6 protein-coding genes and 3 pseudogenes are annotated in these 12,892 nt (G+C 36.7%); 4 read left to right on the top strand and 5 right to left on the bottom strand.

Going from position 1 to position 12,892, the window contains the following annotated elements:
- A partial coding sequence (locus JCM17102_RS06355) for an alpha/beta hydrolase (RefSeq protein WP_025074458.1) occupies nucleotides 1–721 on the bottom strand: 721 nt, incomplete at its 3' end.
- A gap of 431 nt (nucleotides 722–1,152) precedes the next feature.
- On the opposite strand from JCM17102_RS06355, the pseudogene JCM17102_RS31330 reads away from it, so the two are divergent.
- Nucleotides 1,153–1,321, top strand: a pseudogene (locus tag JCM17102_RS31330) (N-acetylmuramoyl-L-alanine amidase); the annotation flags it as partial.
- A gap of 106 nt (nucleotides 1,322–1,427) precedes the next feature.
- Here JCM17102_RS31330 and JCM17102_RS06350 read toward each other — a convergent pair.
- Both JCM17102_RS06350 and JCM17102_RS26455 read right to left on the bottom strand, forming a co-directional pair.
- The gene (locus JCM17102_RS06350) at nucleotides 1,428–3,035 is read right to left on the bottom strand and encodes a hypothetical protein (protein ID WP_025074457.1); all 1,608 of its coding nucleotides are present in this window, start codon (nucleotides 3,033–3,035) and stop codon (nucleotides 1,428–1,430) included.
- A gap of 52 nt (nucleotides 3,036–3,087) precedes the next feature.
- Nucleotides 3,088–4,478, bottom strand: a pseudogene (locus JCM17102_RS26455) (dermokine domain-containing protein).
- Between the two features lie 360 nt (nucleotides 4,479–4,838).
- Between JCM17102_RS26455 and JCM17102_RS06340 the strand changes: the two are divergent.
- The gene (locus JCM17102_RS06340; protein ID WP_025074456.1) at nucleotides 4,839–6,599 is read left to right on the top strand and encodes a 1-deoxy-D-xylulose-5-phosphate synthase; all 1,761 of its coding nucleotides are present in this window, start codon (nucleotides 4,839–4,841) and stop codon (nucleotides 6,597–6,599) included.
- A 144-nt stretch (nucleotides 6,600–6,743) separates the two neighbouring features.
- Here JCM17102_RS06340 and JCM17102_RS06335 read toward each other — a convergent pair whose 3' ends face one another.
- Together JCM17102_RS06335 and JCM17102_RS06330 are read right to left on the bottom strand one after the other, a co-directional pair.
- Nucleotides 6,744–7,376, bottom strand: coding sequence for a hypothetical protein (locus JCM17102_RS06335; protein ID WP_025074455.1), 633 nt, complete (start codon nucleotides 7,374–7,376; stop codon nucleotides 6,744–6,746).
- A 153-nt stretch (nucleotides 7,377–7,529) separates the two neighbouring features.
- The gene (locus JCM17102_RS06330) at nucleotides 7,530–9,167 is read right to left on the bottom strand and encodes a glycosyl hydrolase (protein WP_051572795.1); all 1,638 of its coding nucleotides are present in this window, start codon (nucleotides 9,165–9,167) and stop codon (nucleotides 7,530–7,532) included.
- A gap of 420 nt (nucleotides 9,168–9,587) precedes the next feature.
- On the opposite strand from JCM17102_RS06330, the gene JCM17102_RS06320 reads away from it, so the two are divergent.
- Entirely contained in the window at nucleotides 9,588–10,214 is a 627-nt protein-coding gene (locus tag JCM17102_RS06320; RefSeq protein WP_025074453.1) for an HAD family hydrolase, read from the top strand.
- A 197-nt stretch (nucleotides 10,215–10,411) separates the two neighbouring features.
- Nucleotides 10,412–12,774: pseudogene (locus JCM17102_RS26450) on the top strand (sensor histidine kinase).
- Nucleotides 12,775–12,892: the final 118 nt, after the last annotated feature.

Below are 12,892 nucleotides of genomic sequence, written 5' to 3'. Positions count from 1 at the left end.
ATGTACGATAGAATTCATAAAATTCACGTTCTATCGGGGTAGATTCTTTGGTCAGTTCATGCACTGTACCACTGGTATATTTAGTCTTTCCCCCTATAAATTCCACATACCGTTGATTGGCTGCCTCAACAAGAATTTGTTTTCTCTGTTCCAAAGTAAGTGCGCGCTTCAATCCATTACGATTGGCTGTTCCCATATCGTACATGCTTACCGTTGCGATAGCTTTGAGGCGAGGATCGATTTTTGCAGCACTGATAGCAAAACTTCCACTACCACAAATTCCAATTACCCCAATACGATTCCTGTCAATAAACGGACGTGTACCTAAAAAGTCCATTGCTGCACTGAAAGTTTCTGCATAGACTTCCGGCAAGACAGCATTACGAGGCTCCCCTTCACTCTCACCCCAAAATGAAAGGTCAATAGATAAGGTAACATAACCACGTTCAGCCATCTTAGTCGCATAAAGATTCGCACTCTGTTCTTTGACCGCTCCCATTGGGTGACCAACAATGATGGCTGGGTATTTATCCCCTTCTTTCATACTTTTAGGCAGGAAAAGGTTTCCGCTCACTTTCATCTTATACTGATTGGAAAAAGACACTTTCTCTGTATTCAACAGATCACTCTTATAAAAATTATCCGCATCTGTCTGCGCAAAGGAAAAGCTGATGCCTAATGACGTTAGAAATGTTACTAGCAATAATAGTATTCGTCTCATATCTTACCTATTTTAATGATTAATATATTGATTACCTAATTTCGACATTGCAAAATTCGAAAGAATAGAGAAAAATCATTGTAGACATATTACGGCTATTATTACCCAAATTACAGAATTTGATGTTTTACCCGGAAGGGAAGAAAAAAAGTTATACCCCAATTACAGATAGTATAACCTTAATTGCGTTTTTACCCAAACCCATAAAATAAAAAACAGTCAACTATATCCAAATGACTTATGGGCTCTTCTATGCGTCCTTCCTAAAACAGTCCAAAAGTTGCGAAATTAAATATGGACGTAAATTCTATGGCTATTAGGAAAATACACATTAGTACCAAACATTCAATTAAATATTCACTATAAAAAGCCAGAAGTTAAAAGACTTACAAGGTACGAGAATAAAATGTATAAATAGAGAAAATCGGAGCACATGCCAAAAACATTCGATGCGTGTATTGATTCTCACATTGCTGAAAGATAATCCGAACTGCCGCATAGTGGTCATCGTGATTTAGCAACAGTTATGGCGAAATAGAACCAGAAGAATGGACTAAAGCTTACCCTTGCTTTGATGCAAAAGACTGGAAATTGCTTTAAATAGGACAGATATAACATAAAATCCCCGGTAATGCCTTAGACACTTGGCATTCCAGGGATTTTCCTTACACACAAAAGTTATTATAGAAAATTGAAAACTGTTCTGTTAAAAGCGCAAACCTACAGTGAGGACTACTTTATGATTGTTATTCTTTAATTCTGTTCCTTCCAAATACTTATTATAGAAAGCATAGAAATCTTCTTTGTATTGACTATATTGATAAGCCATATCTACATAGAACATCTCTCCACGATAACCACAACCTAAAGTGTAATTGTTAGTTGCCCCAGCATTTGAATACTCCGTATCTGTACGGATTGAGTTGTCCTGCAAATATTTAAAGGCGCTTGATTTCATTGAAGCTGTAACATGATTATACCCCAGACGGAAAGCAAATTCGGGAGCTAACTTGAACTCAACTCCTGCACGAAGTGTATGAACTCCATCCATCATTGTTTTCACGTCATCAGTCTGTTGCAACTCCTCTCCATCGGGAGTTTTTATTTTAGCGGATGAGTAATCCATATATTCATATTCCAATCCTACAGCAGCAACCGAACCAAATGTATATCCTGTACTCAAATTAAACTTCCAAGGCGTTACCAAGCGATACTTAAATTCACCATCCATCGGATTACTATTACGATCAACAGGTTCGGCAAATCCGGGTGCTACACCTTCTACATTCAAATCATAATCAATAAATGCACGGTTACTCTCAGTTATGGAATAGAAAGTTGGAGTATGGATTGCACCCCCAATACGGAAAGAAGAACTTTCAATCGGACGCCAAATAAATCCTAACTTTAAATCAACTCCACTACCATCAGACCAGAAGTCATTACCTAGATCATAACCACCTTGTTCATTACCTTGCTTATCAGTAAAGTCCTCTTTATAAAGGCTTGTACGTTTATAGTCTATACTATATGCACCAATAGTTGCACCCAGATAAAACCGATCATAGAAATTGAAAGAGACATTGAAATCATAAGAATGTAGACCTCCTCTTTCACGAGCTGTATAAGCTTGTCTTACCTTATCACCATTGTTAAAATATGAAAGATAACCATTGAACAACTCTCCTTCTTCGGGATTTTCTGTATTCTCAAGATATTCCGGAACAGCTAAATGTGCGTCATATCCCAATAATCCAAGCCAAGGTATATCCGGATTTGTATAGGCATCTTTCCGGTTCAGAGTTTCAACAGGGAATGGAGCATACTGCCCCTTATCATTATAATTCAACATTCCTGCCATAGTCTCTGTTTGAGACGATCCGAAGATTCCATTCATTACCATATTCTTATCAAAAGATTTCGTACGGCGATAATTAAAACCGAAATTTACAAAACGTAAAGAGGAATAATTTCCTATTTTCGTTGAGAGTATAAATCCCGCATTATCAAAGGAACCGCGAAATTTATCTACGCTCGGTCCACCTCCTGATTGTTTGGAACCTATATTGGTAAAGCCAAAAGATAACATCGCATCATTACTACGATATATACCGATGCCGGCAGGATTGGTTCCCATAGTTGAAATGTCACCTCCTAATGCTCCCATAGCGCCACCCATACCAATAAAACGTGCGGTTCCATTTAAGTCGCTTCCCATCCAACGATTGGCATCATAGATAGTAGGCTGTGCATACACGCTACCCATGCAAAAAAGAAGTACACCGATTAGGGTTAATTTACCTATATTTTTCATAACTTTATATCTTTAGTCAATCATTTATCTGCTTGCTATTTTCTTCCCTATGCTATCTTCTACTACCACCGCCAGATGAACGTGAAGAGCCACCACCAGAACTGCGAGAAGAACCACCGCTACTACGAGAACTTCCACTAGAAGAAGGGCTATAAGATGGGCTACTACTACGAGAAGGAGTATAGGATGGACTACTGCTTCTGGAAGGAGTATAAGACGGTGATGAACTGCGACTAGAACCCGGTGAATACGTTGAACTACTACGTGAAGAAGATGAACTTCCACGAGAATAAGTCGAGCTGCTACGAGTAGAGGAAGAGCTACCACGAGTATAGGTTGAACTTCCACGGGAAGATGAAGAAGAATTACCACGAGAGTAAGAAGAACTTCTACGAGTTTCCGTAGATGAACTTCGACGATATGTAGATGGTTCTCTTGTAGTAGTTGACGTATTAGCACGTGTACTACTAGGACGCGTATAGGTAGATGAACCACGACGAGAGGATTCACCTCGAGTACCGGATGTACCTCTATACGGGAATTTGTAGGAATCCGAGTACCTACGACTCTGCCATTGGATGATCCACGAACAGAACTTCCCTGATAGTTGGAACGGCTTCCCTCACCTCGTCTAGAATAAAATGATGAACCACTGCTATAACGGGCACGATTATTGGCATTCAGTACACTGCGTCCACCATAATAAGGTCGGCTTACGCCTCCCCAACTCGGACCACCACCCCAATGATGATGATGATGTCCCCATGAACCGCCACCATACCAGCCACCCCAGTAGCTACCATAATAAGGATAGTATCCCCAACCACAGTAAGGACGATTCCAGCCCCAACCGTAATTCCATCCCCAGCCATAATTCCAGCCCCAACCAAAAGAGTTATAGCGCCAATCCCACCAAGCCGGATTACCGAATGTAGGGAATGCATAAGCATAAAATCCATCAGTATAAATGTTCCAGTCCCACGAATTAACTCCGTAGACTAAATCCCAATAGAGCGGACTATTGACACTGATAGCGAAACGCGGATTACGAAAACGAATAATACGTTCTGCATATTCATAATCTTCATCTGTTCCGTTGAACTCACCATTTATCCATTCTCCATCTAAATCTGAAGTCTTTTTTCCTTTAATATATAAAGTGTCATTCTCCATTTCGAACTCGTTGTCACGAGCATCGTAACGACGATTATATTCATCCACATCTCGTGTTTTTCCCTTACGGTCTTGAATAACGACCGTAGTACCCGGAGAGGTATAGATGTTGGTCGTAACCTGTTTCTTCGGTTCCTTCTTGACCGGAGTTTCTTTTTTCTCCTTTTTATCTTTAGAAGGGATGAAGTAAAGGTCATCATCAGCGCTTTGTGCCCTCAGGCCTAGCGGGAGGCATAAAGCAATCAACAGGAAATAAACAATCTTTTTCATATCATCGCGGTTTATATAATTACTTATACTTTTTCACTTTACAAAGATAAAGAAGAGATTCTCCTTTAAAGGGAGATTTTCCCCAAACGATTATAGGGATTTCCCTATTATTTTATCACAAAAATAAAAAAATACTGATTAACAGCATACTAACTAACAATAAATTAGCATTAAATGTTGTTATATGGCACTTTTTAGCTTTTTTGAGGGTGAGCGGTTCTTCTTACAGGAAAAGTACAGTTCTTGATAGAAACAGTAATCATGGTTACATAACCCGTAATTTATATACAATCAGGTTCGCGATTCCACTATACCTTTGCATCAATAATTAAAAGGAAAATTTTAAAACATTATTTATGTATGTACTTAGAAAATATTTATTCCCCGGAAGATGTAAAGAAGTTATCAGTGAAAGAACTGAATGGTTTAAGTGGTGAAATTCGTATGGCACTGTTGCAAAAGTTAAGTGAACATGGAGGGCACTTTGGACCTAATTTCGGAATAGTGGAAGCGACTATTGCCTTACATTATGTGTTCAATTCTCCAAAAGATAAAATAGTATTTGACGTGTCACACCAAAGTTATGTGCACAAGATGCTGACTGGACGTAAAGATGCCTTTCTTAATCCGGACAAATATGATGAAGTGTCAGGTTATACCGAACCCAAAGAAAGTAAACATGATTTCTTTATTATAGGTCATACATCGACTTCCATTAGTTTGGCAAGCGGATTGGCTAAAGGGCGAGATCTGAATGGAGGAAATGAAAATATAATAGCAGTGATAGGCGATGGTTCGTTAAGCGGCGGTGAAGCTTTCGAAGGTTTGGATTATGCTGCGGATTTAGGTAGTAATATGATCATTATCGTTAATGATAATCAGATGTCCATTGCCGAAAATCATGGAGGCTTATACCAGAATCTAAAAGCTCTGCGTGACAGTAACGGTCAATGTGAATGTAACTACTTCAAAGCTATGGGTCTTGATTATATGTATGTAAAGGATGGCAATAATGTGGAAACTTTGATTGAGGCTTTCTCCAAGGTAAAAGATATCCAACATCCTATTGTAGTACATATTAACACGCTTAAAGGCAAAGGTTATGAACGTGCTGAACAAAACAAAGAGACTTATCATTGGCGTACTCCATTCAACATAGAAACAGGAGAAGCGAAAGCGAATTACGGTCAGACGGGAGATTATTCCGAAGTAACCGCACGGTATCTGCTAAAGAAAATGAAAGAAGATTCACGTGTAGTAACAATAACTTCGGGTACTCCCACCGTTATGGGATTTACTCCGAATCGTCGGCAGGAAGCAGGTAAACAATTCGTGGATGTCGGTATTGCTGAAGAACACGCTGTAGCGCTGGCTTCAGGTATTGCAGCCAATGGTGGAAAACCTGTTTATGGAGTATATAGTACATTTATCCAACGTTCTTATGACCAGCTTTCGCAAGATCTCTGTATTAATAATAATCCGGCAGTGTTGTTAGTTTTCTGGGGAACATTATCTGGTATGAATGATGTAACACATCTCTGTTTCTTCGATATTCCACTCATTAGCAACATCCCTAATATGGTTTATCTGGCACCGACTTGCAAAGAAGAATATCTGGCTATGCTCGAATGGAGTATCCGTCAAAACGAACATCCGGTAGCGATTCGTGTTCCGGCAACCGAAGTTATTAGTTGTGGTGAACCTGTCGATACTGATTATAGCGAACCCAACCGTTATAAAATTACTCATCGTGGTTCAAAAGTAGCAATTCTGGCTTTGGGTTCTTTCTTTGGATTAGGACAGTCAGTGATCTCTTTATTGAAAAAGCAAACAGGCATTGACGCTACATTAATCAATCCGCGTTATATCACAGGAGTGGATAGTGTACTCATGAATGAACTGAAAGCTGATCATCAGCTGGTGATTACTTTGGAGGATGGTGTATTGGACGGAGGATTTGGTGAAAAGATCGCCCGTTACTATGGGGCCTCGGATATGAAGGTTCTTAACTTCGGAGCAAAAAAAGAGTTTGTAGATCGTTTTGATTTGCAAGAACTGCTTCGTGCCAATCATTTGACTGACGAACAGATTGTGGAAGATATTATGAATCTTATCGGATAAATAATAGTTCATACTGTTTCTCTGATTACTCAAACAGAGCGCCTATTTACATCAATAAGGCGCTCTGTTCTTCAATAAAGTCTCCGTTTTCCAATTTGTGAGAAACAGCTCCTTCAATCATCTTTAAAGATAAAAGATAAGGAACTATTTTCCTTCGTCCTTTTTCTGACTAAAGATCAATTTACCTCTCTGGCTGATTGTCCACAATCCGTCTATAAGTCTTACATTCTTTGTATCATCGTCTTCTACATTCCAGGCAGATCCACCGTATGGCAAACTACGTTTATCCAATATTTCATTAGGCTGATTATTAGAAAAGAAAAGTTCTGCCCGCACAGAATCCGGACTAAAAACGATAAAAGCAGAAGCGCCACTCCCGTCTATAGCTTCCGTACGTATTCCTTTCTCAAAAAGGCGTATGCAATCTTGCTGAACTTCACACCATACATATCCGGCAGAACCGATACATCCATGGTCATCACGATCACCACCTAAAAGCGCCTTTTCACGAGGAATCACTACTATTTTAGTAGCCGACATTCCTTCAGAATACTTTCCATTGTAATATACTGTAGCAGTGTCTTCCAATAATATTCCGCTGGGAGAGTCTCTTTCGGCATTTAGTGTACTAAACTCTAAGGTGTCACCCAATTGAGAAACGATAGTTAAAGTATTCATTGTAACGTCAGAGATCACTCCCTTCACACTTACTTGTTGGGGTGTACAAGCTGTCATTGCCAACAAGCACACTCCCGCCATTACATTTAGATTTTTCATAATTACTATAAATTAAAAAATGATTTGCTAAAATATGAACCAGGTTCAATAAAACAATTATTTTCGTTGCCACTACTACAGCAATACAACTTCATAGAATATAACGAAAAAACATAAAAAAGAGTTTGACAGATAGTCAATAACGATCCATTATTATTCTACAATCATTCGAGGAATATATAACTTCTTAAAATCCTTTTTATCAATACCTGTTATTGTCACAGGTAAGTATCCGACAGAAATAGTTACTTTTCCGTCCACAACTTTAAATAGTTGCATTCTTCCAAAAATATCTGTGACAATTATCTTTTTAGTATGCTGTAAATGCAAGGTCTCTTCGCTATGTCCCTTTTCTATCCACAAACACATCTGAGTTTTCCCTTTATTATCATACGCAAATCCATACGTCGAACCTGTATATTTGCCAATAGGAGTTGCATATCTATAATTATGTATCATATTAGAATATGCTACGGCAGACGGTTTCACACTAAGAGATTCATTAAATCTGAGAATACCGAAAAAGGCTTCGGGATTATAAGCTCCGAACGGTTCATCAGCAATCTCATACCAGAACACTTTTTTAGCCCCATAGTATAGATGTGATAAATAAGTTCTAACCAGATAAGCAGCCTGTTCATATTCGGTAACAGGTACATAATGGTTAGGTTTCCCATCACTTGTATAAGTAGTCCAACCCACTTCCGTAACCCACATTTCTGTTGATACTTTCAACTCCTTCAGTTTATTCTTATTTTCATTATAAAAACCGGAAGCGAATTTCTCCGTTTCAGGATAGATTTTATCATTCACATAGGGATGAATTGCAACAACATCAATATAAGGAGCTGCTCCTCTTTCATTTACAAAATATTCAATCCATTCCCCTTCCCCCTGCCACATTAATTGAATGGATGGATCTACCTCACGAATAGAATCTCCCATCTGCTTAATAAGGTCCGCAAACGGTTTTCCCCAACCTTGAGGCCGCCATTGTTGTCCCTCAGGATGCGGCCAACGTTTCGACCATCCACCAAAATTATTAGGTTCATTTTGCGACTCAAATATAGGGAAATGTCCTTTAGTCAGTTCTACATATTTTTTTAGAATAGATATATCGTTATCCCAAGTCCAAATGCCTTTCTTATTTTGTACACCATTAAATGAATCTACATATCCAAACAAATTGAGCCAGCAGATATGATGGCTATCCAGATAATCCAAATCAGGATCGCTCTTTAATCCGTCTTCAATAACTTTCTTCCAATTACTTTCATCACGTACCCAAGCTATACCCAACTTCTGTTGCACTGCTGCAATCTTCCATTTCTTATAATCATATCGGGTAAAATGCCCGCAAATACCAAAAGGAGAATCCCAATCTTTTTTTGTAAGAGTTACATTCGGTATTACTCCAAATCCTCCTTCGATAGTGTCAGTTTTTATCCCGGACACAGCAATCACCTTTAGAGTATAATATCCTAAATCCTTTTGTTTAAGTGGATAGTGAATGGGAGAATGCTCCTTCTTTTCTATCGAAAACGGTTTCCGGGTCAACACTTTTCTATCTGTATCTAATAATTCTACTATCACTTCCTGATAGGAATCCGGAACTTGTATAAAAGCTGTTCCCTTTTCTTTAACATGGTAAAGTGCTCCCGGCTGATCAAATGTTATTTTAATCGGAATTTGATCTTTCTCCTGCATTTGGGTAGGTGTCATAGCACTACATAGTATAAATGTAAATAACTTTAATAAAATTACTTCTATTCTAAACTTTGTGTTTCTCATATTTAATTTACTTTGGTTACACATAATAAGTTCAAAGTTACAAAATACTTCATAAGTTACCATAACTTTACAGCACATTTGTAATATTCAAATTCATAACATCAAAGCTATATTTCTCTCTAAAAAATTGAATTCCCAGAATATATTTGTATCTTTGATCAATTAAATTTTATTTATGGACATTATTAAAAGTATGAAAAAGAACGATTGTGAAATAAAACAAGGAGATGAGAATACATTTAAATCCATCTATAATACCTATTTGAAAAAATCGTAATTTCACTAATATATGTCTGAATCCTACATTTAAATTATAAGTAACAGTCTAAAAAGTTATTAGCAGACTTTAGATAATTAAAAAGAGCAGTGACTAAATTAAAAGCTTTTAGTTCTATCTTTATTACGTAGAGCTTTAAAAATATGATAAAAAATATAGTATTCGATTTCGGTGGTGTTATTGCCGATATTAGTCGTGACAAAGCAGTTCAGGCATTCTTCAAAATAGGATTAAAGGATGCAGAAATACGTTTGGATAAATATCACCAAACTGGTATTTTCCAGGAATTAGAAGAAGGTAAATTAAGTGTTGATGAATTCCGGAAAGAATTAAGCAAACTATGTAGTAGAGAGCTTACTATAGAAGAAGTCCAACAAGCATGGATGGGATTCATTACAGGAATAGATATACGCAAATTAGATTATATATTAGAACTTAAAAAATCATATCGTATATACATTTTAAGCAATACCAATCCTTATGTGATGTCGTGGGCATGTAGTCCTCAATTCTCATCACAAGGAAAATCCTTGGCTGATTATTGTGAGAAACTTTATCTATCCTATCAAATAGGTTACACAAAACCGGAACCTGAGATTTTCAATTTCATGATAAAAGATAGTAAGATAACTCCTTCAGAAACTATTTTTGTAGATGACGGAAGTGTAAATATAGGTATCGGAAAAAAACTAGGATTCTATACATTCCAACCTCAAAATGATACTGACTGGAGAGAAGAATTAACACAGTTATTAAAATCACTATCATGAGAAAGAGAGGTGAATTAACAGTTCCATACTACTTTCTAAGAAATAGGGAACAAAGCAAACAATCAAATGAGAAATACAACTAGAAAATATAAAATTCAGCAAAATAGTTCATAAGGAAAATACTCAATAATATATATTTAACCGAGAACTCTACTATCTTGAAAATTATATTACTCTTGTTGGAATAAAATTAAGTTATGACATTTGTTAATTTTAAGTATAAATACATATTCATCGTTGTCTGTTTGTTAGTCACCTTTTTATGTGGCTATAACTTCAAACGGTGGTATATCACAAATAATAGAACACATAAATATATCTCCCTCATATATTCTTTCTCGGAAAACGGCATTGGCAACGGAAATTTTGAAGAACTTTTAAAACAGGAGTTCAGAGAACAAGGAATAGAGCCTATTTTCAATAACTTCTATCTTGATTGCAATAATTCCTGCCAGAAAGTTGGAATAGAAAATATGAGTAATTATTTGGAGACTATCAAAAATAAGCCTATCGATCTAATCCTGACAGTTGGAGATCAATCTGTCAATTCTTTATTATCCACCAAACACCGCCTCCTTTCCTCCATTCCCGTAGTAGCTTGCAATGTACATTTCCCTGACGAGAAACTTATTAAAGAATATGAGACCAGAAAAATATATTTTTACGTGATACTCCGGACTTTAAACGTAACATTGAATTTATAAAGTCATTACAACCTCATAAAAGCATAGAAGTTATTTATAACATTGATTTAACTCCACCCGGACGTCAATCCTTTGACTTATTAACTCATATCGTTGATAGAAAAAATGTGCGTTTTCTAAGCCCACAATCAGCATTTACCAATGAATTTGAATATAAAGAGATGAGACAAATGATTGAATATTATAGTCTCATGCCAGCAGTTGCCAATAATAAAAAGGAAGATTTGATGATTAGCCTTTGTCCTTTCCAATACATTAAAAACAGTTCTTTACTTTCTATATTAGATAGATCAAAGTCCGATCAGGAGAAAAGAGTATTTTTACTCGATAAATTCGATTTAGCAGTACTTCCAACAGTCAAAACTCTAAATATCCCTTCTTTCAGTTGTTTACACCGAGGATTCGGAGAAGGGGCAAACATTGTGGGAGGCTATATGGCCACTGAAGAGATTTCTGCCCGAGCTGCTGTCAATCTGGCTATCCAGTTATTCAATAAAGAAAAAATCGGTATAGTTAAAATAAGAGATTTAGAGAAAGAATATGTATTAGACTGGACTTGTTTCTCAGCTTATAATGATTATGATATTAAAAATGTATCCTCAAATGTACGCATTATCAATTATTCTTTTCATGATCGTTATCGCAAGGAACTCTATTTTTTAATCGGATTATTTATTCTTGCATTCATCGTTATATCCACTATATTACTACGTATTTACCGGCATTCTCTGATCGAACATAAAAATCTGAATATTCTTCAGGAAGCCCATAAGCGATTGACTCTTTCTACAGATGGAGGTCAGATTTCGCTCTGGAATATGCACAGGGGTGAAATAGAATTTGACGACCATTTTATTCGTTTGACAGGACTAAAACAACGTCGTTTTACACAAACTGATCTTTTAAAGTATGTACATCCTGATGATTTGCAACTATTAGATCCATATAACGAAACACTATACAAATCTCCAAGCATACAAATATTGCGTATACGATTCTGTTTCAACGACAAGAATGACTATCATTGGTATGAACTCCGATGCCGTAGCCTGACTGATGCACAAGGTGAAACGATGCTAGCAGGTATTATGCAGAATATCCAAGAAGTTGTAGAACGCGAACATCAACTTATTTTAGCCAAAGAGATAGCTGAAAAGGCTGAATTGAAACAATCCTTCCTCAATAACATGAGTCATGAAATTCGTACCCCACTCAATGCCATTGTAGGATTCACTAACTTATTGGTAGAAAGTGCCGACGAAATCGACCAAGATGAAAAAAAAAGTATGCTGGAAATCATTAATCATAATAATGAACTGCTTTTAAAGCTTATAAATGATGTGCTGGAAATATCCCATTTAGACTCTGGTAACATGGATTTTGATATAAAAGTATGGGATGTAACAAAAATTATCAAAGAAATTTATTTTCAATATCAGTCATTAATCCAACCTTCCTTGCAGTTTCATCTTGAATTAGATGAAACAATGCTTCTGCCTGTAAATATAGACCGATCACGCTTCATCCAAGTTATTTCTAACTTATTGAACAATGCCAACAAGTTTACTCAAAGTGGGTATATCACATTAGGATGTAAAATTGACCAGACTCGCAATGAAGTTTGCATATATGTGAAAGACAGCGGTAAGGGAATTGATGATAAGGAACTTATGATGATCTTTAACCGTTTTTACAAGAGCGATGAGTTTGGACAAGGAAGCGGTCTCGGACTTCCTATTTGTAAGGTTATTATTGAAAAACTATCAGGACGCATAGAAGTATATTCAGAAGTAGGAAAAGGTAGTTGTTTTGCTGTGATTTTTTCTATTGCAAACAAGGGAAATGACAAGAATTAATGGATAGTATATCACACAAAATATTCTATAGTACCTATAAAGAGAACCTATAACTGAATCCTGTTTCCACTTACACAATATTTTGGACAGTGTCATAAACAATTAAGCGTGGATTTTA

This window comes from Bacteroides faecichinchillae JCM 17102 (assembly GCF_000614145.1).
GTDB classification, from domain to species: Bacteria; Bacteroidota; Bacteroidia; order Bacteroidales; family Bacteroidaceae; genus Bacteroides; species Bacteroides faecichinchillae.
Note: the sequence above shows the minus strand (reverse complement) of the source record. Positions and strands in the feature narration are given on the sequence as shown.

Bases quoted from the DNA above. Each gene is read 5' to 3' on its own strand.
- JCM17102_RS06335 (WP_025074455.1), bottom strand. From the start codon at position 7,376: ATGAAAAATCTAAATGTAATGGCGGGAGTGTGCTTGTTGGCAATGACA.
- JCM17102_RS06320 (WP_025074453.1), top strand. From the start codon at position 9,588: ATGATAAAAAATATAGTATTCGATTTCGGTGGTGTTATTGCCGATATT.
- JCM17102_RS06330 (WP_051572795.1), bottom strand. From the start codon at position 9,167: ATGAGAAACACAAAGTTTAGAATAGAAGTAATTTTATTAAAGTTATTT.
- JCM17102_RS06350 (WP_025074457.1), bottom strand. From the start codon at position 3,035: ATGAAAAATATAGGTAAATTAACCCTAATCGGTGTACTTCTTTTTTGC.
- JCM17102_RS06340 (WP_025074456.1), top strand. From the start codon at position 4,839: ATGTACTTAGAAAATATTTATTCCCCGGAAGATGTAAAGAAGTTATCA.